Consider the following 20964-nt stretch of genomic DNA (forward strand, 5'->3'; position numbering starts at 1 on the left):
CCTCGAACTGGAAAACCTCTGCTGGTCCCCGGATCTCCGCATATCCGAACAGGTCTGGTTTGTCGCACGATCTGTATCGGCTGACGTCGAGACAGACTAGTGCGCCACCGGGGCCGTCCCTACCCGGGGCAGGACCGGCGACCACGGCCGAGTGCGAGGCGGGGGCGGCGGACGGGGAGTCGACACCGGGGGCAACGCGGGCCGGGACCCGGGGAAGCCGCGCCGGAAAGTCTCTAGCCGGCCCAGTGACCCGGCCGCTGGAGCGTGGCCGGAATCCTGGTGGCCCGGTCGCCCCGGGCGGCGTTGAGCTGCGGCTGGGTGAGGAACAGAGCACCCGTCAGATCCGCCCCGCACAGGTTCGCGTCCCGCAGGTCCGCACCGATGAGGTCCGCTTCCCGCAGGTCCGCGCCGGACAGGTCGGCGGCGATCAGATACGCACCGCGCATGCTGGCGCCGCGCAGCTTCGCGTTCCGCAGGCGCTTGCCCATGAGGTCGGCGCCCCGGTGGTCCTTCTTGCGGCCGGGCACCGCGGCGCGGGCCAGCTCGCTGGCGCGCAGCAGCAGCGCGTTCACTTCCCCGCGCAGCGCCATCACGTCGACGGCGAGCAGCGACTCGGCCGTGTCCCGGGTCATCGCGTCGATCCGGTCGTAGGCGCGGCGCAGATCGCGGCGGACGGGCCGGGCGGCCGCGAGGTCCATGGCCTCGGCGATGTACCGCAGCAGCTCGTGCAGGTGCCGCATGACCGGGAAGACCTCGTACATGGTGCGGGCCGAACCGGGCTCCTCGCGCCAGCTGCGGCCCTCGAAGGTCACCTGGGAGACCTTCTGCCCGGCCCCGAAGCAGTCGAAGACCGTGCAGCCGTTGTAGCCGCTGTCGCGCAGCCGCTCGTGGATGCCGCAGTGGAAGTCCTGCTGGAGGTTGCCGCACGGGGTGCCGGCGGCCTTGTTCGCGGCGAAGTCCGCCGAGCGGGTGAAGGGGAGCGCTACGCAGCACAGTCCGAAGCAGTTCCCGCAGTCGGCCTGCAGATCGGGGTTGGCGGCGTTCGGGGTGTGCTGGGACAAGACGGTTGATCTCCTGGTGAGGCGGGGCGGTGGACCACCCCCATTGCCCCCCTGCGTTGTCCCGCCCTGCGCGCGGGGGAAGGCCGCCTCCTAGCCTATCCGGTCCGGTCCGGTGCGCGGCCACCACTTGCCCCGGCTCGCCCGAGGACACGCAGGACGCCGCGCGAACCCGCCCCACGGCCCGCGATCCGGCCCGGCCGGGCGCGGCCCGCAGCCCTGGGGCGGACGCCGCGTACGGCTCGTACGGCGTCCACGGCGGGGCCGACCGCGGCGGGCCGGGCTCCGGCCCCCGACGGCCTCCTGCGCCCCGACAGCACGGTCCTGCCGCACCCGCGCCACAGGGACGGCGGGACGCTCGCTCGCTGCCCGCCGGTGATCAGCGCGTTCACCGGTGCCATGGGGTCGGTCGCCAGGGTCCTGGCCAGCAGTACGCCGACCGCCAGCGGCAACAGGGCCGAGGCCAGAGCGGTCCCGGTGGTGGTGACCCGCCGCATGTGCCGGCGGTGCGGTGCCTCATCGGTCATGACCCCATCCGACCGGCGCCGGGCCGCCCGGGACATCGGGCGTCGTACTCACCCGGACGGCGTACGTACTCAGGGGGCCGACCGCGTCCCGACGTCTCACAGGGGCACGACGGTCACCTCGGTCGCCTTGACGCTGGTCCATACCCGGGTCCCGTCGGCGAGACCCAGCTCGGCGGCCGCCTGCGGGGTGATCTCCGCGACGAGGTCCGGTGCCTCCCGCGAGGCGATGAGAACGCGCAGCCGGCTGCCGGTTGCGGTGATCTCCCGTACGGTCCCGGGCCAGACGTTGCGAGGGCTGCCGGAGGGCTTGTCACGGTGCAGGGACACGGCCTCCGGGGCGATGACGGCCAGTGCCTCGGCGCCCTGCGGGAGGGGCTCGGCGACGATCAGCCGGCCGCCGCCGTGGAGGGCGAGGCCGTCCGTGGTGGTGCTGCCCGGCCAGGCGTTGCGGCCGAGCATCCGGGCGACCCAGGGCGAGCGGGGATGCCGGGTCACCTCGGCGGGCGGTGCGTCCTGAAGGGCGCGGCCTTCGTCGAGGACGAGCACCCGGTCGGCCAGGGACACGGCCTCGAGCGGGTCGTGGGTCACGATCAGGCACACCCCGCCGAAGCCGGCGAGGTGGGTGCGCAGGGTGTGGCGTACCTGGGCCCTGGTGGTCTGGTCCAGTGCGGCGAGCGGTTCGTCGAGCAGCAGCAGGCGGGGGCCCACGGCCAGGGCTCTGGCGAGCGCCACGCGCTGCGCCTGGCCACCGGAGAGCTGTGCCGGTCCGCGGCGGGCCAGCTGCCCCACGCCGAGCCGGTCGAGCCACTGCTGGGCCCTGCGGCGGGCCTCGGCGCGGGGCACCCCCTGGGCGCGCAACCCGTACGCGGTGTTCGCGAGGGCGCTCATGTGCGGGAAGAGGGCACCGTCCTGCGGCACCCAGGCGACGTGGCGGCGGTGCGCGGGCAGCGCGGTCACATCGGTGTCGCCCAGGCGCAGAACGGCGTGGGCGCGCGGCGTCAGACCGAGGAGCGCGCGCAGCAGGGTCGTCTTGCCCGCGCCGTTGGGACCCACGACGGCGATGGTGGTGCCCGGGTCGGCGTCCAGGGTGAGCCGGTCGAACCCGGACACCTCGGCGTGCAGCGGCCAGCGCTCCCGGGGCACGGACGCGACGGGCGTGGCGCCCACGAGGGACGCGGCCGGGCCGCCGTCGGCGCCGGCGGGAAGGCGGGGGGCCTCCGGCGCCCCGGTGCCCGCCTCGCCGGAGGAGGGCCTGGGGGCGTGCGAAAGGCCGGCCGGTGTTCCGCTCCAGCGGCCGCGCAGGGCGATCAGCACCGCCATGGCGATGGCGAGCAGCAGCAGAGAGACCGAGGTCGCCGCCTCGGGCCTGTCCTGGAGGAGCAGGTACACCTGGAGGGGCAGCGTCTGCGTGCTGCCGGGGAGGTTGCCCGCGAAGGTGATCGTGGCGCCGAACTCTCCCAGGGCGCGCGCCCAGGTGAGGGCCGCGCCGGCGACGAGGCCCGGAGCGACCATCGGCAGGGTCACCGTGCGGAACACCCGGAGCGGTGACGCTCCCAGGGAGGCCGCGGTCTCCTCGTACCGCGGACGGAGTCCGGCCAGCGCCCCTTCGAGGCTGATGACCAGAAAGGGCATCGCGACGAACGTCGCGGCGAGGACCGCGCCGGAGGTGTGGAACGGCAGGGTGAGGTCGAAGGTGTTCTCCAGCCACGGCCCCAGCAGTCCCCGACGGCCGAAGGCGAGCAGGAGCGCGACTCCTCCGACCGTGGGCGGCAGCACCATCGGCAGCAGGACCAGGGAGCGTACGACCGCCTTGCCCGGAAAGGACACGCGGGCCAGCAGCCAGGCCAGCGGGACGCCGAGCAGCAGGGACAGCCCGAGCGCCCAGAACGACACGACGAGCGACAGCCGCAGCGCCTCGGTCGTTCCGGGAGCGGTCAGATGGGCGTGCAGACCGCCCCAGGAGGTACGGGCGAGGACGCCGATCAGCGGCAGCATCAGGAAGGCGATGGCGAGCAGCGCGGGAATCGCCAGGGCGAAGGGGGGGCGGGCCCTCGGAGCGCGACCGCGAAGACGGTTCATCGGGGGTTCCTGGATTCTTGTCGGGTGGGGCGTACGGGCCGGCCGCGGGCGCGACCCGCGACCCTCGCGGGTCCTGCCGGGCTCGCGGCCGGGTCGCAGGGCCTTCGCTACGGCTGCTGGAAGCCGGCTTCCCGGAGGATCCTCTGTCCCTCGGGGGCGGACAGCCATCGCACGAACGCGGCGGCGGCCTCCGGGTTCCTGGAGGACTTCAGGGTCGCGGCGGGGTATTCGGCGAGGGCGTTCTGCGCGTCGGGGATCTCGACGGCGTCCACCTTGCCGGCGGCCGAGGCCGCGTCCGTCCTGTAGACGAGCCCGGCATCGGCCTCGCCCAGTTCGACCTTGCTGAGCACGGCACGGACGTTCGGCTCCTGGGAGACCGGCTTAACGACGACCCCGCGGGCGTCCAGGACCTTCTTGCTGTACCGGCCCACGGGGACCTCGGGAGCGGCCAGCACCACCTTCAGGCCGGGGTCGGCCAGGTCTTTCAGGTCGTCGATCCTCTTGGGGTTGCCCTCGCCGGTCGCGATGACCAGCCGGTTCCTGGCGATGACCGTCGGCGCGCCCGTGTCGGCCTCCAGCCCGGTCATGGTCGTGGTGTCGGCGGTGACCAGCGCGTCGGCGGGGGCGCCCTGCCTGACCTGTGCGGCGAGTTCCTGGGAGCCGGCGAAGGAGAAGGTGATCTCCGTGCCGGGGTGCGACTTCTCGTACGCGGCGCCGGCCTCCCGGAAGACGTCGGTGAGGGAAGCGGCGGCCAGCACGGTCAGCTCGGCGCCGGGCGCTCCGGTGGCCTTGGCGCCGCTGTCCTTCGTCGAGCCGTCGCCGCCGCACGCGGCGAGCGGGACGAGCAGGACGGCTGTCAGCGCCGCTGCGGCCGCGCGGTGTCCGGTGAGGGCTCGGGGCATGGGCGTGGATCTCCTTGGTGACGCGGTCGGCGGAGCCGTCCGGGCGGATGGTGGTGAGCGCCGTGGACGGGCGACGCCGCGGGGTGCGCTGGATCAGGAGCGGTCGATGTGCACGCTCGTCGACTTCACGCGGGCGGTGGCCCGCATACCGACCTCAAGGCCCAGTTCCTCGACGGCCTCCCTGGTCAGGAGCGAGACGATCCGGTGGGGCCCGGCCTGGATCTCCACCTGGGCCGCCACGTCGCCGAGCTTCACGTTCGTGACGATGCCCGGGAAGGCGTTGCGGGCCGAGGTGTAGGAGGGGTCGTCCTCCCCGGTACCGCCCTGGGCGACCTCGATCGAGAACGCCGCCAGGTCACGGCCGTCGATGAGCCGGCGTCCGGTCTCGTCGCGATGGGTGGCGACGCGGCCGGCGTCGGCCCAGCGGCGCGCGGTGTCGGGACTGACGCCGAGCAGACGTGCCGCCTGTCCGATGGTGTAGGACTGCATGTGCGACACGCTAGAGCGTTTCACCTGGCATCTGCAATTGTCAGGACGTTTCTCCATGGCAGATGCGAGTGGGTTGGGAGGATGGGCCAATGGACGTGCCGGGCACGCCCTCCGCGCGGGCCCGGGAGCGGCGGACCGCCGGGGACACCGGGGGCGGAGAGTGGTTCCGCCCGGCCCCGCGCATCGGCCCGGAGAGGCGGAGGCTGGTCCGCCCCGCCGTCGTTCCGGGCCCCGTCAGCCGTTCTCAGTCCGCGGGCACAGGAGGCCGTAGGCGCCTTTCGCGGCCGTAGAGGCGGCCGATGGGCTCGGCGCTCAGACCGTGCAGCACGATGCTGAGCATGACGGTCATCACCATGACCCGGGCGATGAAGTCGCCCGTGTCGTCGGGGAGCCGGACGACCGCGAGCAGCCCGAACACGATGGAGGTCACGCCCCTCGGGCCCAGCCAGCCCAGGAAGAGCCTGTCCCTCGGCCTCATCCCCGTCCCCGCGAGCACCAGGAGAACGGGCACGATGCGGACCAGCGTGAGGGTGAGCAGGGCGTAGAGGACGACCGGGACCTCCAGTCCGTCCCAGAACGCGTCGTTGACGATCTGCCCGAAGAGGAACCACAGCGCGATCGTCATGAGGGCGGCCAGGTCGTCCGTCATCTCCACGGCGCTCCCGGGCAGCTGCCGCGCCGCGGGGGCGAAGCAGATGCCCGCGACGAAGGCGGCCACGAACCCGTTGCCGCCCAGCGCGCCGGAGAGCGTGTACGCCGCCACGGGCACGGTGAGCACGCCCAGCCTCAGAGCCGACGGACTGGTCCATCCGTGCGCCCACGACAGGCGCAGCAGCCGTCCGCCCGCCCAGCCGGTGACCAGACCCGTGGCGACGGCCCACGAGGCCGCTCCCACGGCTTCGAGCAGGGCGCCCCCGTAATCGGCCCGGGCGTCGTCCGCTTCGGCGCTGGCGGCGATGCAGAGCAGGAACACCGGCGAGACGACACCGTCGTTGAGGCCCCCTTCGACAGTGAGCACTTCGCGCAGGCGCGCCGGGATCCTGCGGTCGCGGATGACGGACGCCGTGGGGGCCAGGTCCAGCGGGACGACGACGGTCGCGAGGACCGCAAGGATCCATCCCGGTTCATCGGGGAAGAACACCAGGGCGGCCAGGAACGCGGCGCACAGGGTGAGTGGCAGCGCGCCGCCGACCAGACGTACGACGATGCCCTTGTGCCTGCCGAGTGCCCCTGCGGGAACCTCCGTGGCATCGACGAAGAGGACCAGGGCCAGGATGACCTCCACCATGTGCTCGAAGGTGGCGGTGTCGAGGTCGAAGCTCAACGGGGGGTCCGAGCCGGCGGTGAGGGCGATACCGGCGGCCATCATCGCGATCGGGGCCGTGATGCTCCAGCGGGCCAGCCGGTGCGCGAGAAGCGTCCAGACGAAAAGAATTCCCGCGATGACCGTCACGGCAAGCATGGGCACCTGCTTTCCGGCTGTGCGGTTACCGGCCATTCCTCGCAGAGCTTAGGATCACGGCCGGCCGTGTCCGGGAATAACGCGCCGGTGGTGGCGGACGGGTGCCGGCGGGACCGTCCGGCCCTCGCGCGGCCGCCCCGGCGGTCACGGGCGCCCAGGCCTTCGCGGGCGGCCGTCGGCGTCACCGTGCCGCGGTGGGAATGTCCGCGGACCGGCTCCTGTTGGAGGGAGCGCGGGCCGGTACGGGACAGTGTCCCCGGGCCTCACCCCCTGCCTGCGGGGAAGATCGTTCGGCTGAAGCCCCGCAGAGCCTTTCGCCGCGCAGGCGACCGCCGTACCGGCCCGCACCCTTTTCACGGGATTCCCCCCGGCATTCCGGAGCGCTGTTTTCCGCGTGCCTCTCGTCCCCCTCCGCAGGCGGGGAACGGATCGCGGAACGCGGAATGCGCGGGGGACCGGTTCTGTTGCACCGACGCCACCGGAAAAGGACGACCGAAAGGCCGTCAGGCGCGGTGGCCGCGAAAGGAGAAAGCATGGCCCGCAATGACACCCGTCCGGTCGTCACCTTGCGTTCCACCGCCGGAACGGGGCACGCGTACGTGACCCGGAAGAGCCGTCGCAACAACCCCGACCGGCTTGTGCTGCGCAAGTTCGACCCGGTTCTGGGCGCGCACGTCCCGTTCCGCGAGGCACGCTGACCGACGTCGCCCCAGGGCCCTTCGAACCGTCTCCGGGCCTTCCCGGGCACCTGGTTCCGTCGCGGCGCCCTCCGACGCGTGGTCTCGTCGCGGCGCCGCCTCCGAACAGCCACGTCCTGCGGGACATTCACCGACCGGACTCCGAGGAAGGGAGCCGCTTCTCATGAAGCCCCGTATCCACCCCGTTTCCCGTGCGGTCGTCTTCCGTGACCGTGCCGCCGATGTCGCGTTCCTGATGCGCTCGACCGCGGACTCCGACCGGACCGTCCGGTGGGAGGACGGCAACACCTACCCGCTGATCGACGTCGAGACCTCCTCGGCCGGACACCCGTTCCACACCGGCACCGCCCGCGTGCCCGACACCGCCGGACGCGTGCGGCGCTTCGAGCGCCGCTACGGCATCCGCCCGGACGGAAACGTCTGACGGGGCGCGCTTCCGACCGCCGGGAGCGCGCCCCGGCCCGTGACCGCCGCAGAGCTACGGCCGCGTGGACGCCAGGAGGCCCAGTTCCTGGGCGCGCAGGACGGTCTTCAGCCGGTCCGCCGTCCCGAGTTTGCGGTACAGGTTCTGCAGATGCTTGTGGATCGTCCTGACCGACACCTGCAGACGGCGCGCCATGGCGTGGGCGGGCAGCCCCTCGGCCAGAAGGTGCAGGACCGCGGCTTCCCGGGGGGTGAGATCGCCGGCCGGGGCCGCGGCACGGGGGCCCGGCTTCCCGGGCCCGTCGCCCTCCGGGCGGGGCCCGGCCGGGACGGGCACGTGGTCGCCGGGACGTCGGGCCAGCAATCCGTACTGGGCCGCCGCTCCCGAGAGCAGCGGCTGGACGCGTGCCGCGTACTCCCTGTCCCGCTCGGTGAAATCCGGCCCTGCCCGGTGGATGATGAAGCCGCGGACGTGGCTGTCGAGGGCGGGCAGCGGAAGGGCGAGCATGTGGTCGGTGCCGAAGGACCGGCGCATCGCGCTCGCGGTCTCGCTGTGGCGCCAGCCCCGCCCGCCCGCGAGCTGGGCGGCCGTCCACGGCCTGCGGTCGGTGCCGGAGCCGTAGTGGTCGGCGAAGGGGTATCCGTCGCGGATGTGCCGGGCGGTCCACTCCTCCGGAGTGCCCGCTTCGTCCTCGTCCCGCCGCCAGGTGCCGACCGGCCCGCCGGACCGCGTCCACTCCGCGTCCTTCGTGACGACGACCGCGCCGTCCAGGGCGCACAGCAGCTCCTGTGCGACGGACCTCCAGATGTGGTCCGGCTCCCGCGCTTCCAGCAGGTCCACCGCCAGATCCAGCATTCTCGCGTAGTCGTTCTTCCGCAGGCCGGACATCTCTCCCTCTCCGTTCCGCCCCCGCGCTTCCCCGCTCCGGACGTCACCGCGGTGACCTGCGGTCACGCGCTGCGGCCCCGGAGCATCATGGCCCGTGCCCATGGACACGCACAACGCCTGCCCCGCGGTCCATACGCACTTCTCCCCATGGTGGCCGGATCCCTTGAACCGTCAATGTGCATCCCGTGAGCGGAACTTCCGCTTCCTGACATCCGGAGGGACGCCGGCGGTGACCGCGTGGTCGGACCGCGGCCCCTGCGCCATGGTCCGGAGAGGCTGAGGCGCTCCGGACCGTCCCGGGCCCTCGCGGGGGTAAGGCCCGGGGGTCGCCCCCGCGGAACCCGTCGCAAGGTTCCGCGGGGGCCTTTCGCGCGGCGGCTCCCTTCTCGCGGGCCGCGCCGGGTGCCGGGCCGCCCCTTGCACGGTTGATGCCATGGCGTCCATGGCGGCGCGGCTTCCTGGCGAATAGTCGACATGCCCCATGCGAGATCGATTACACAGGGTTACGCATGACTCCGTAGGGTAGTCAAACGGTGCTCCGGGTGCGACGGGTGGCCGGGGTGCTTCGCGGACGTGAGGCCGGCCGCCGCGGGGGCTGCTCGTCACAGCTGCCGGCCACGCCAGGAGTCACGTGACCATCACCGGGACTGTTCTCGCCGAAACCGCCTACGGAACGGTCGCAGGCGTCAGCCACGAGGGCATCGCGGCCTTCCGCGGCATCCCCTACGCCGCCCCGCCCCTCGGGGAGAACCGGTTCGGGGCCCCGGTGCCGCCGGAGCCGTGGGACGGCGTGCGCGATGCCTTCGAGTTCGGGCCGACCGCTCCCAAGCCCGTCATCGAGGGCCGGCTGGGTGAGCTGATGCCCGATCCGGTTGTCGCGGGGGACGAGTGGCTCAATCTCAACGTCTGGACGCCCGACCCGGGTGCCGCCGGGCTGCCCGTGATGGTGTGGATCCACGGAGGTGCCTTCATCACGGGCTCGTCCGCCGTCGCCGCCTACGACGGCGCGACGTTCGCCCGTGACGGAGTGATTTGTGTCACCGTCAACTACCGGCTCGGGGTCGAGGGGTTCGCCTGCCTCCCGGACGCCCCCGTCCCGGCCAACCGCGGGCTCCGCGACCAGATCTTCGCTCTCGAATGGGTTCGCGACAACATCGCGCGGTTCGGCGGCGACCCCGACGACGTGACGGTGTTCGGCCAGTCCGCGGGCGGAATGAGCGTGCTCACGCTGCTCTCCCTGGACCTCGGCCTCTTCCGCCGGGCGATCGTGCAGAGCGGCACCGCGCACGTCGCGCAGTCCATGGGGGACGCCGCCCTCGTCACCCGCGCCGTCGCCGCTCGGCTGGACGTCGAACCGACGGCGCGGGCCCTGGCGGGCGTCGGTGTCGAGGAGATCGTCAAGGCGCAGTCGGAGGTCTGCTCCGACGTCAGGACCCACGCGGACGCCGCCCGGTACGGGCGGAGCACCATCGCGGCCTGCGGCATCTCGTTCATGCCGGTGATCGACGGCGACCTCGTCACCCAGCGGCCGATCGACGCGATCGCCGCCGGCGCGGGCCGGGACATCCCGTTGCTCATCGGCACCAACACCGAGGAGTTCCGGCTCTTCGTGGTCCCGACGTCCCTGCTCGACCGGCCCGGCGCGATGCCCTTCCGCACCTGGACCGAGGTGTACGGCGCGGCGCCGGAGTTCTGGGACACGTATGCGCGGAACACCACCGCGAGCTACCCCCGCAGGACCCCTTCCGGCATCGCCTGCGCCGTTCTGAGCGACCGCATGTTCCGCATCCCCACCTGCCGCGTCGCCGAAGCCCGCGCCGGCGCGCCGGCCCCCACATACGTCTACGAATTCGGCCGGCGCCCATCCGTCGCGCCCCACACCCTCCGGTCCGAGCTGGGTGCCTGCCACGGCGCGGAGATCCCGTTCGTCTGGGACACCCTCGACTCACCCGACAGCCGGAGGCTCATCGGCCCCCACCCGCCCCGGGAACTGGCCACCGTCCTGCACACGACATGGCGGGAGTTCGCCCGCACGGGCACGGCCGGGTGGGAGCGGTACGGCCCCGGTACTCGCGCCGTCATGACCTACGGCCACGACAACGGACCCGAGAACCTCGTCGTCCACGATCCCCGGCAGGAGGAGCGCGCACTGTGGGAGGGGGTTCTCGACTGACGCCGAGCGGACACGGCGCGGTGGGAGGCCGGTAGTCCGACGCCCTCGCCGGGAGGCCCCGCCCGGCGAGGGCGGGGGGCGGGTGAGGCGCCGGGCCGGGATCGTCCGGGGAGGCCCAGCCCTGGGGGCGGGCGGAGCGACGTCCCGCGGCCAGGGGCGGGTCGCTTTCGGCCGCAGCGGCGCCTCAGCGCTGCCGGGCGCGGTAGTCCCGGACCACGCGATCTCCGCGCCGTGGTGCGGCAGCTCCTGGTCGACCCACCACGCGACGTCGACGAGGGGATCGTCCGGGTCGCCGCCGTGCGGGTAGGCGGAGTGCCCCCGGTGTCGAGGGCGGTGTCGTCGGCGTCGAGCAGGGCTGTCCGCCAGGCCGTGGCGCCCGATGCGAAGGCCGCGATCGCGCCGTCGGCGTCCCCGCTGACGCGGTAGTCGTCCCGGGCCGGCCGGTGTTGCCCGCCGTGTGATCCGCGCGCAGGGTCAGCAGCTCGCTGAGGCGGCTCAGGCGCCATGCGATGGTGGTGAACGGGGGCGGGGAGGGGAGCGGCGTCGCGGCCCCGGTCGCCCACCCCGGTCAGGAGGGTCGCCCTCGGCCCCGGCCCGCCGGACCCGACGGACCGGCCAGCGGTCCGGCACCGGCTCCCACGGGTACTCCTCGTCGGTCAGGGGGCCGACCTCGACGTCCGTACCGTTGCCGCTGTCCATGCCGGGGCCCGCCATGCGGTCGACGAGACGGATGCGTGCGAAGTCGAACCGCTCCAGCAACGGGACGAGGCGCGGCGGTATCGCCATGGGAGAGACTCCCGGTGGCTGTCGTGGCTGTCGTGGCTGTCGTGGCTGTCGTGGCTGTCGTGGCCCGAGTGGGCGATCGGTACGTGCGTTCCGCGCCCTGTCACGTCCCGCACAGCCCTCGCTCTGCATGTCCGGAGGGCGGCATATCCTTATAGAAACCAAAAGAGATGGTTTGTCCGATGGGGCTCGGGGCAAGCGCTTCTACGGGGGACGACGAGGGGCTCTGCGGCTCTGTGGAGGGCTTGATGTCTACCACCACTCTCATCGCCATCATCGTCGCCGTCGTGGTCGTCGCCGCCGTCGCCGCGGTTCTCTGGACGATGGCCCGACGACGGCACCTGCAGGAGAACTTCGGTCCCGAGTACGACCGCACGGTAGAGGCCGAAGGCGGCCGGCGGGCCGCGGAGAGGGAGTTGCGCGCCCGCGAGGAGCGCCACGACAAGCTCGACATCAAGGAGCTGTCCCCCGAGGTCCGCCAGCAGTACGCGGCCAACTGGAGCAGCGTCCAGGAGCGCTTCGTGGACCGGCCGGACGGAGCGGTCGCCGAGGCGGACCAACTCGTGGCCAGGCTCATGCGGGAACGCGGCTACCCGACCGAGGGCTACCGGCAGCAGCTTCAGGACCTCTCCGTGGAACACGGCCGCACGCTGGAGCACTACCGCGCGGCCCATGCCGTCAACGTGCGCAGCAGCTCCGGCGAAGCGACCACCGAAGAGCTGCGGGGAGCGATGGTCCACTACCGCGCGCTCTTCGACGAACTGCTCAGTAGCGACGGCGGGCGCCCACAGGCCGGTGGGCCGCCGGCCGGGACGAGGTGATGACATGCGACGCGAAGACAAGTGGGAAGCGCAGCAGGAAGAGGTGACCGGTCCGGCCGGTGAACGAGGCCTCACCACGGAGGACCTCGCCCATCCCACGGACGGCGCCGGGGCGAGTGGTGACACGCAGGAGAGGGGCGACGCCGTGCTCCGCCCCGACGGGGACGCCGGAGAGCCGGACATGACGGACCGGGGAGCGGAGGCGGTGTATCCGGGAGAGGCCACCGCCGGCTGGGGCAACGGCGGGGACAGCGACATTCCGGACGCCGCCGGCCGGGACCGGGCGGCCGAGGCGGACGAGACCGACGCGCGACCGGACGCCTCACGGCCCGGGGGCGAGGACGAGGACCACCCGTTGCTCAGCCAGGAGGAGGCGGACGGTTTCCGGAGCACCTGGGGGGAGATACAGGGCCAGTTCGTCGACGACCCGCGGGACGCGGTCCGGTCCGCCGACGCCCTGGTGGCCGAGGTGATGCAGACACTCGCCACGAACTTCTCGTCCCACAAGCAGGGACTCGAAGGGCAGTGGGACCGGGGCGAGGAGGTGCCCACCGAGGATCTGCGCCTCGCCCTCCAGCGCTACCGTTCATTCTTCAACCGTCTGCTCAGCACCTGAGGCGGACCCTCGTCGGGCCTGATGCCCGACACCCGTGGCCCTCGGGGACACCGTCCTGGACTGCCGCCCGGCGCGCACTGGCCGCCGGGCGGCAGTCGAGGGTTCCCGGCAGTCGGTTTCCTGCCTGCCCGCCGCGGCCTGACACGTGGTTCGCCGGGCACGCGGTCCGCTGGCGGCGGCAGGCCGTTGAGTGTTCGCCGGTGCGTCTGCGTACTCCTGCGTGAACGAGGGCGCCACGTTCCTGAACCGCAAGGGCCGTCGTCCGGCCGCGCGCCGGAGGGGCCCGCAAGCCCACCGGAGTGAGGATCCGCCATGTCCAACGCTCTTCCGAAGTACCACCGGCGTCGCATTCTGCTGGTCGGCTGCGTGACCGCGGCACTGCTCGTCGGACTCGTCGCCGGCTCGGCCATGGCCGAGGGCGCGGTGGCCGACGGTGCCGACGGGCCCCCGCGCACGGTCCGCTGCCCGGAGAGCGCGCCGGCGCTTCCCGCGGCACCCGCGCCGGCACGCGCGGCCGACCGGGACCCGGCGCTGCCGGACGCCCGGACCGGCCGTCCCGAGCGGGGGCCGGCCGCATCGGTGGGGAAGAGCGGGCCCGCCTCTCCTCGGAAGGCGGCTCCCGGGCCGCCGGAGGACGAGCACCGGGTGACGATCAACCGTATGGCCACCGTTCCGTGGCGCACGGCGAAGGAGCCGCACCTGTCCGGCGACCTCTCCCGGTGCGCCCTCGCGCCCTGATCCCCCGCGCTCCCGCGCCGGCCGCGGGCGCTCCGTGGACCCTTGGCCGTGCGCCCCTCCGCGTCGACCGTGGGCCGTGGGCCGCGCCTCCCGGGCCGCGTGTCCTGAGGCGGCCCTCCGCGCTCCGGCGCACACCACACGGCAGCGCCCGCACCACACGCACCGCGCCGCACCGCAGCGCACGCACCGCATTGCCCGCAACGCGTCGCCCGGCCGGTCCCCTCACCCGGCCCGGCCGGCCGGCGCCTCCGGGCCGGCGGGCACACCCGGGCCACGGGGACGACCCGGGAGGGGCGCCGAGCCGCTTGGCGCGATTCAGCCGTCGATCAGGCGCAGGCCACTGTCGATAGGAGGTCGATCAGGAGATATCTTGATGTCGAGCAATGTTGCAGACGTGGAGCGGAGCACCCGGTGACTGACTCGACCATCATCTATACACACACTGACGAGGCCCCGGCCCTGGCAACGCATTCGTTCTTGCCGGTGGTCCAGGCGTACGCCTCGACGGCCGGGGTCAGCGTGGAGACCCGCGACATCTCCCTGGCCGGGCGGATCATCGCCAGCTTCCCCGAGCGTCTCGAGGAGGGCCAGCGCATCGACGACGCTCTCGCAGAGCTCGGCGAGCTGGCCAAGACGCCCGGTGCGAACATCATCAAGCTGCCGAACATCTCGGCCTCGATCCCGCAGCTGAAGGCGGCCATCGCCGAGCTGCAGGAGCAGGGCTACGCGCTGCCGGACTACCCGGACGACCCCAAGAGCGACGAGGACAAGGACGTCCGCGCCCGCTACGACAAGGTCAAGGGCAGCGCCGTCAACCCTGTTCTCCGTGAGGGCAACTCCGACCGTCGTGCCCCGGCCTCGGTCAAGAACTACGCCAAGGCCCACCCGCACCGCATGGGCGCGTGGACGTCCGAGTCGAAGACGAACGTCGCGACCATGGGCGCCGACGACTTCCGTTCGACCGAGAAGTCCGCGGTCATCTCCGAGGCCGGCTCGCTGCGCATCGAGCTCGCGACCCAGGACGGCACCACGACCGTCCTGCGCGAGTCCGTACCGGTCCTCGCCGGCGAGGTCGTCGACGCCTCCGTCATGCGCGTCGCGGCGCTGCGCTCGTTCCTGGGCGACCAGATCGCCCGCGCCAAGGACGAGGGTGTGCTGTTCTCCGTGCACCTCAAGGCCACGATGATGAAGGTCTCCGACCCGATCGTCTTCGGCCACGTCGTGCGCGCCTTCTTCCCGCAGACCTTCGCGAAGTACGGCGAGGCCCTCGTCGCGGCAGGCCTGTCCCCGAACGACGGCCTCGGCGCCATCCTCAAGGGCCTGGACTCGGTGCCGCACCTCGGCGCCGAGATCAAGGCGTCCTTCGAGGCCGAGCTCGCCGAGGGCCCTGCCCTCGCGATGGTCGACTCCGACAAGGGCATCACCAACCTGCACGTCCCGAGCGACGTCATCGTCGACGCCTCCATGCCGGCCATGATCCGCACCTCCGGCCACATGTGGGGCCCGGACGGCCAGGAGGCCGACACCCTCGCCGTCCTGCCGGACAGCAGCTACGCGGGTGTCTACCAGGTCGTCATCGACGACTGCCGTGCCAACGGCGCGTTCGACCCGTCGACCATGGGCTCGGTGCCCAACGTCGGCCTGATGGCGCAGAAGGCCGAGGAGTACGGCAGCCACGACAAGACCTTCGAGATCGCCGCCGCGGGCACCGTGCGCGTCGTCGACGCCGAGGGCAACGTCGTCCTGGAGCAGGAGGTCGCCGAGGGCGACATCTTCCGCATGTGCCAGACCAAGGACCTGCCGATCCAGGACTGGGTCAAGCTCGCCGTCACCCGCGCCCGGGCGACCGGCGACCCGGCCGTGTTCTGGCTCGACGAGACCCGCGCGCACGACGCGCAGCTCATCGCCAAGGTCAGGACCTACCTCGCCGACCACGACACCGACGGTCTGCAGATCGAGATCATGTCCCCGGTCGAGGCGACCGCGTTCTCCCTGGAGCGCATCCGCCGCGGTGAGAACACCATCTCGGTCACCGGCAACGTGCTCCGCGACTACCTCACCGACCTGTTCCCCATCCTGGAGCTCGGCACGAGCGCCAAGATGCTCTCGGTCGTCCCGCTCATGAACGGCGGCGGGCTGTTCGAGACCGGTGCGGGCGGCTCCGCCCCGAAGCACGTCCAGCAGCTCGTCAAGGAGAACTACCTGCGCTGGGACAGCCTGGGCGAGTTCCTCGCGCTGGCCGTCAGCTTCGAGCACCTCGCGACGACCACGGACAACGCGCGCGCCCAGGTCCTGGCCGACACCCTGGACCGGGCGACCGGCACGTTCCTCAACGAGGACAAGTCGCCGAGCCGCCGCCTGGGTGGCATCGACAACCGTGGCAGCCACTTCTACCTGGCGCTCTACTGGGCGCAGGAGCTGGCGCAGCAGACCGACGACGCGCAGCTCGCGGAGGCGTTCGGGGCCCTGGCCAAGACGCTGGGCGAGCAGGAGCAGACCATCGTCGACGAGCTGATCGCGGTGCAGGGCTCCCCGGCGGACATCGGCGGCTACTACCAGCCCGACGTCACCAAGGCCTCGGCGATCATGCGCCCGTCGAAGACGCTCAACCAGGCCCTGGCCACCCTCGGCTGAGGCGCCGCCCTCCGACGCCGCGGCGTCGGAGGGCGGACACGGGCCCTGGTGCCCGTCGGTCCGTACGGACTCCCCGGTCGGGGAGTCCGGCGGTCAGTGGTCCGCTCGCGGACCACAGGCGGCCGCTTCGACCACCCCGCCCGGCGTCCGCCGGCCGGGGTGGTCGTGTTTTCACGGCTTCCCGCGCGTGCGCCCCGGCCCGCCCGAGCGGTGTCCGGCCCCGCCGCTCCTGCGGGTGTACTCCCCGCTCTGCCGCCGAATGGCCCAGGAACGGCCCGACCAGCACGCTCTTGAGGTCTCCCTGAGCCAGAATGGTGGAGGACAGACCGCTGAGTGAGGTGTCTATGCGGAGCGCCGGCAGCGAGGATCCTCTGGACGCGGAAGATGTCGCCGCGCTCGTGCTCGACGGTGAGGGACGGGTCGTGCGCTGCACGGCGGGAGCCGGGGAGCTCCTCGCACGCCCCTGTGACGTTCTCTGTGGTACGCCGGTGCGGGACCTGCTCGCGGAGCCCGCCGGGTGGACCGAGCTGGTGTCGCGGCACGGCGGTGACGTGTGGGAGGGCGAGGCCGTCCTGCGCAGAGGTGACGGTTCCGAGCTCGGCGTCGCGTTCCGTGTCGTACCGCTGAGGCCGGGATCCGGCGAAGGCCCCGGCTCACAGTGCCTGGTCGCCGGGGCGCCCCGCGACGTCGTGGCCAGGCGGCGCCACGACTACGCCTTCACCAGGGAGCTGTTCCTCCAGAACCGGGTCGGCCTGGCCGTCTTCGACGAGAACCTGAAGGTCGTGCGGACCAATACCCAGCTGCTGCCCTACACGGGCATGCCCGAGGACCCGAGCGGTCACAGGCTGGAGGACTTCCTCCAGGTGGAGGACGCGCGAGAGATCGAGGAGCAGCTGCGCGGAGTGCTGGAGTCCGGCGCCCCCATGGTCGACCGGGAGGTGCTGGTCCGCACCCTGATCGACCCGAGGGAGGGCCGCACGCTGTCCATGTCCGCGTTCCGCCTCCAGGGAGCGGACGGCCGCGTCATGGGCGTCACCTCGCTCTTCACCGACGTGACCGAGCAGGAGCGGGCCCGCGACCGGCTGCGCCTGCTGCACCGGGCCACGGCCGTCCTGGGCGGTTCGCTGGCGGTGGCGGAGGCCGCTCAGGACCTGGCCGACGTGCTCGTGCCGGACCTCGCGGACATGGCCGCGCTCGACATCGCCGACTTCGTGTTCACCGGTGCCCCGCCCGGGGAGGGGGAGGGCGGCAGACCGGATGGGCGCGAGGACGGCCGGCCGGGCGCGGAGGCCCTGCCCGGTGGCGGTGGCGTTGGCGGTGGCAGTGACGGGGGCGAGGAGGCCCGGCCGGGTGCCGATGAGGGCAGCCGGCCCGGAGGGCGCCGGAGCCGGTGGGCCCCGATGCGCAGGATCGCCACCGCCTCGGCGCTCGGTGGCACCCCGGCGGCGACCGGGCGCGTCGTCGACGTCGATGTGAACGAGGAGCCGGGCAGCGCACTGTGGACGGGACCCGGAACCATCCCGGCCGTCTCCGCCCCGGCCGACGCGGCGGGGGGCGCGGCGGTCGACGAGCACCTCCGGTCGGGCATGAGCGTGCTGCTGCACGCACACGGAGCGGTCCTGGGGCGCGTCACCGTCTGGCGGACGGGCTCGCGCCCCCCGTACGAGCGCAACGATCTGTCCCTGCTGGAGGAGATCGCGTCCCGTGCGGCCCTCGTGGTCGAGAACGCCCGGCGCTACGCCCGCGAGCGGCGGGTCGCCGTGAGTCTCCAGCGCAGCCTGCTGCCCCCGGCGGTGAGCGACCACTCCGCCGTGCGGACCGCCAGTGTGTACCGCCCCACCGACGCGGCGACCGGGGTGAGCGGCGACTGGTTCGACGTCATCCCCCTGTCGTCCGCGCGCGTGGCCCTGGTGGTCGGGGACGTCGTCGGGCACGGCCTGAAGGCCACGGCCACGATGGGGCGGCTGCGCACCGCCGTACGCACTCTCGCCGACCTCGATCTGGAACCCGACGAGCTGATCGCCCATCTGGACGACCTGGTCTGCCAGTTGGTCCTGGAGGACAGACAGGAGGACATCGGGACGCGGGACGGGGGAGCGGACGGGACGGAGCCCCTCATGGAGGAGGAGGATCCGGACCTGGGCTGGGGCGCCGGCGCCGCCGTGGAGAGCACCTACGACTCGTTCAGCGCGACCTGTCTGTACCTGACGTACGACCCGGTCACACGCCGTTGCGTCATGGCGAGCGCGGGGCATCCGCCGCCGCTCGTGCTGTGCCCCGACGGAACGGCCTCCTATCCCGACATCAGTCCCGGACCACCGCTCGGCGTCGGCGGCCTGCCCTTCGAGCGACTCGACCTGCGCGTCGACGAGGGCAGTGTGCTGGGGCTGTTCACCGATGGTCTGGTCGAACAGGGCCAGGCGGACGTCGACGCGGGGATGGCGGCGCTGCGGGCGCGGCTGCTGGCGGCGGCTCCGCTCGAACGGCCGCTGCCCCAGGTGGGCCGGGAGGTGGTGGAGGCGCTGGCCCCCCGGCGGCTGGTCGACGACGTCACGCTGCTGCTGGCCCGCACCCGCGCCGTACCGCCCGAGGACACCGCCACCTGGGTCCTGGAAGCCAAGCCGGAGGTCGTCGCGGAGGCACGGCGCCTGCTGGTCGAGCAGCTGAGCGCGTGGGGGCTGGACGAACTCGTCTTCACCACCGAGCTGGTGGCCAGCGAGCTGGTCACCAACGCCATCCGCTACGCGGGGGAGGGGCCGATCGAGCTGCGGCTCGTCCGGGCGGGTTCACTGATCTGCGAGGTCTCCGACCGCAGTGGCACCCAGCCCAGGATGCGGCGGGCCCGTACGACGGAGGAGGGCGGCCGAGGCCTCTTCCTGGTCGCCCAGCTGACCAGCCGGTGGGGCAGCCGCTACACCCCTCACGGAAAGACCATCTGGACGGAGCAGATCCTGCCGTCCGACTCGACGCACCTTCCCGACAAGCGCTGACGGACGGCGTCGCAACCAGTGCGTTCGAGCGCGCCCGGCAGCGCGCAAGCCGCACGGGAGGCGGCGGGCCGAGCGCCCCGGGACCAGCCGGTCGCCGCCGATCCCGATCCCGGTGAACACAACTCCCGCACCATCCGTATCCAAGGGCGGACGCGTCCCCCGGTTGCCGTCGGCTTCCGGAGTCCGAACCACCCCCAGGAGACGTGGAGTTGAGTCACAGGCGCATTTCCAAGCGAAGGGCCGTTCTCGCAGGTGCCGGGGCGGTGGGCATCGCGGCAGCGGCCATACTGCTGCCGAATGCCAACGCTTCCCAGTCGGGGTCGGACCCCGCTCCGGTCAAAGCCAAGAAGCTGAACGCCGCGTCGGCCGCGCAGCTCGCCCGGCAGCTCGGCGAGAAGCTGGGCGACTCGTACGGCGGGGCCTACTACGACGCGGAGAAGCAGCAGCTCGTCATCAACGTGGTCGGCGACGACAACGCGGTGAACGTCCAGGTGGTCGAGGCGGGGGCGGTCGCCCGCAGCGTCCGCAACAACACGGCCACGCTGAAGGCCGCCGCCCGCAAGCTGACCAGCGAAGCCACCATTCCCGGTACGGCGTGGGCCGTCGACCCCCGCACGAACCAGGTCCTCGTCACAGCGGACCGGACCGTGACCGGGGAGCGGTGGGACAAGCTGGAGTCGACCGTCGGATCACTGGGCGACGGGGTGGCCCGGATCCAGAAGTCGAAGGGGGAGTTCAAGCCCTTCGTCGACGGCGGGGACGCCATCTTCGGTGGCGGCTCGCGCTGCTCGCTCGGGTTCAACGTGACGACCCAGGACGGCCAGAGCGGCTTCCTCACCGCGGGGCACTGCGGTGTCGCGGTCGACCAGTGGTCGGAGGAACAGAACGGCCAGCCCATCGCCACCGTCCAGCAGGCGGTCTTCCCCGGAGAGGGCGACTTCGCCCTCGTCACGTACGACGACCCGGCCACGCAGGCTCCGAGCGTCGTCGACGTGGGCGGCGGCCGGACCGTGCAGATCGACCAGGCGGCCGAGGCGGCGGTCGGTCAGCAGGTGTTCCGGATGGGCAGCACCACCGGTCTGAACGACGGCCAGGTCACCGGTCTCGACGCCACGGTCAACTATCCGGAAGGCACGGTGACCGGCCTCATCCAGACCAACGTCTGTGCCGAGCCCGGCGACAGCGGCGGCTCCCTGTTCACCCGTGACGGTGACGCCATCGGCCTCACCTCCGGGGGCAGCGGCAACTGCGACGTGGGCGGCGAGACGTTCTTCCAGCCGGTGACGACGGCCCTGGCCGCCGTCGGCGCGGAGATCGGCGCGGGCAACGGCGCGGGCGACGGGGCCGGAAACGGTGACGGCGCTGACGCCGGCGCCGGCGGGGATGCCGGCGCGGACGGCGACGGTGCTGATGCCGGTGCCGGCGGCGCCGGCGCTGACGGAGGTGGCGGCGCGGGCGGCGACGGTGTCAGTGCCGGCGGGGATGGCGGCGACGGTGCCGGAAACGATGCCGGGAACGGCGCGGGTGACGGTGCCGATGCCGGGGGTGCCGGGGACGGCGCCGACGGTGGCGCGGAGACCGGGGCGAGGGGGCGCCAGGGCAGCTGACACGGCCTCACCCGGCATCCTCACCCAGCACTCCCCGGCCCCGGCCAGGGGCACCCACTCCCCGGGTGCCCCTGG

At 72.9% G+C, this 20964-nt stretch carries 16 protein-coding genes and 1 pseudogene; 9 read left to right on the top strand and 8 right to left on the bottom strand.

The features are described 5' to 3' along the window. Nucleotides 1-233: 233 nt before the first annotated feature. The 6 genes from PUR26_RS19660 to PUR26_RS19685 form a co-directional block, all read right to left on the bottom strand. Complete coding sequence (locus PUR26_RS19660) at nucleotides 234-1061, bottom strand: pentapeptide repeat-containing protein (RefSeq protein WP_329873720.1); 828 nt, start codon at nucleotides 1059-1061, stop codon at nucleotides 234-236. Between the two features lie 95 nt (nucleotides 1062-1156). Beyond that, nucleotides 1157-1585, bottom strand: coding sequence for a hypothetical protein (locus PUR26_RS19665; RefSeq protein ID WP_329873721.1), 429 nt, complete (start codon nucleotides 1583-1585; stop codon nucleotides 1157-1159). Nucleotides 1586-1681: 96 nt separating this feature from the next. Next, nucleotides 1682-3664: an ABC transporter permease gene (locus tag PUR26_RS19670; RefSeq protein WP_329873722.1), complete on the bottom strand. Its 1983-nt coding sequence runs from the start codon at nucleotides 3662-3664 to the stop codon at nucleotides 1682-1684. Nucleotides 3665-3771: 107 nt separating this feature from the next. Then, on the bottom strand, nucleotides 3772-4566 hold the full coding sequence (modA, locus tag PUR26_RS19675) for a molybdate ABC transporter substrate-binding protein (protein ID WP_329873723.1): 795 nt from the start codon (nucleotides 4564-4566) through the stop codon (nucleotides 3772-3774). A gap of 93 nt (nucleotides 4567-4659) precedes the next feature. Next, on the bottom strand, nucleotides 4660-5055 hold the full coding sequence (locus PUR26_RS19680) for a TOBE domain-containing protein (protein ID WP_329873724.1): 396 nt from the start codon (nucleotides 5053-5055) through the stop codon (nucleotides 4660-4662). Between the two features lie 244 nt (nucleotides 5056-5299). Then, on the bottom strand, nucleotides 5300-6517 hold the full coding sequence (locus PUR26_RS19685; RefSeq protein WP_329873725.1) for a cation:proton antiporter: 1218 nt from the start codon (nucleotides 6515-6517) through the stop codon (nucleotides 5300-5302). A 533-nt stretch (nucleotides 6518-7050) separates the two neighbouring features. Here PUR26_RS19685 and rpmG point away from each other — a divergent pair. Then, on the top strand, nucleotides 7051-7215 hold the full coding sequence (gene rpmG, locus PUR26_RS19690) for a 50S ribosomal protein L33 (protein WP_329873726.1): 165 nt from the start codon (nucleotides 7051-7053) through the stop codon (nucleotides 7213-7215). A gap of 163 nt (nucleotides 7216-7378) precedes the next feature. After that, entirely contained in the window at nucleotides 7379-7639 is a 261-nt protein-coding gene (locus PUR26_RS19695; protein WP_329873727.1) for a type B 50S ribosomal protein L31, read from the top strand. A 54-nt stretch (nucleotides 7640-7693) separates the two neighbouring features. Here PUR26_RS19695 and PUR26_RS19700 read toward each other — a convergent pair whose 3' ends face one another. Continuing rightward, complete coding sequence (locus PUR26_RS19700; RefSeq protein ID WP_329873728.1) at nucleotides 7694-8527, bottom strand: helix-turn-helix transcriptional regulator; 834 nt, start codon at nucleotides 8525-8527, stop codon at nucleotides 7694-7696. 631 nt (nucleotides 8528-9158) lie between these two features. On the opposite strand from PUR26_RS19700, the gene PUR26_RS19705 reads away from it, so the two are divergent. Beyond that, nucleotides 9159-10700, top strand: a complete 1542-nt coding sequence (locus tag PUR26_RS19705) for a carboxylesterase/lipase family protein (protein ID WP_329873729.1) — start codon at nucleotides 9159-9161, stop codon at nucleotides 10698-10700. Nucleotides 10701-10884: 184 nt separating this feature from the next. Here the strand turns inward: PUR26_RS19705 and PUR26_RS19710 are convergent. Further along, nucleotides 10885-11486 (bottom strand): annotated as a pseudogene (locus PUR26_RS19710) (DinB family protein). 245 nt (nucleotides 11487-11731) lie between these two features. Here PUR26_RS19710 and PUR26_RS19715 point away from each other — a divergent pair. The 6 genes from PUR26_RS19715 to PUR26_RS19740 all read left to right on the top strand — a co-directional run bounded on the left by PUR26_RS19715 (nucleotide 11732) and on the right by PUR26_RS19740 (nucleotide 20889). Then, on the top strand, nucleotides 11732-12304 hold the full coding sequence (locus PUR26_RS19715) for a hypothetical protein (RefSeq protein WP_329873730.1): 573 nt from the start codon (nucleotides 11732-11734) through the stop codon (nucleotides 12302-12304). Between the two features lie 4 nt (nucleotides 12305-12308). After that, the gene (locus PUR26_RS19720; RefSeq protein WP_329873731.1) at nucleotides 12309-12920 is read left to right on the top strand and encodes a hypothetical protein; all 612 of its coding nucleotides are present in this window, start codon (nucleotides 12309-12311) and stop codon (nucleotides 12918-12920) included. 312 nt (nucleotides 12921-13232) lie between these two features. Then, entirely contained in the window at nucleotides 13233-13658 is a 426-nt protein-coding gene (locus PUR26_RS19725) for a hypothetical protein (protein ID WP_329873732.1), read from the top strand. A 411-nt stretch (nucleotides 13659-14069) separates the two neighbouring features. Then, nucleotides 14070-16292 carry an NADP-dependent isocitrate dehydrogenase gene (locus PUR26_RS19730; protein ID WP_329873733.1) on the top strand — a complete coding sequence of 741 codons (2223 nt, stop codon included), beginning with the start codon at nucleotides 14070-14072 and terminating at the stop codon, nucleotides 16290-16292. A 344-nt stretch (nucleotides 16293-16636) separates the two neighbouring features. Then, nucleotides 16637-19282: a SpoIIE family protein phosphatase gene (locus PUR26_RS19735; RefSeq protein WP_329873734.1), complete on the top strand. Its 2646-nt coding sequence runs from the start codon at nucleotides 16637-16639 to the stop codon at nucleotides 19280-19282. A gap of 209 nt (nucleotides 19283-19491) precedes the next feature. Beyond that, the gene (locus PUR26_RS19740) at nucleotides 19492-20889 is read left to right on the top strand and encodes a S1 family peptidase (protein WP_329873735.1); all 1398 of its coding nucleotides are present in this window, start codon (nucleotides 19492-19494) and stop codon (nucleotides 20887-20889) included. Nucleotides 20890-20964 lie beyond the last annotated feature (75 nt).

Source organism: Streptomyces sp. SP18CS02, from assembly GCF_036322365.1.
Taxonomy (GTDB): domain Bacteria; phylum Actinomycetota; class Actinomycetes; order Streptomycetales; family Streptomycetaceae; genus Streptomyces.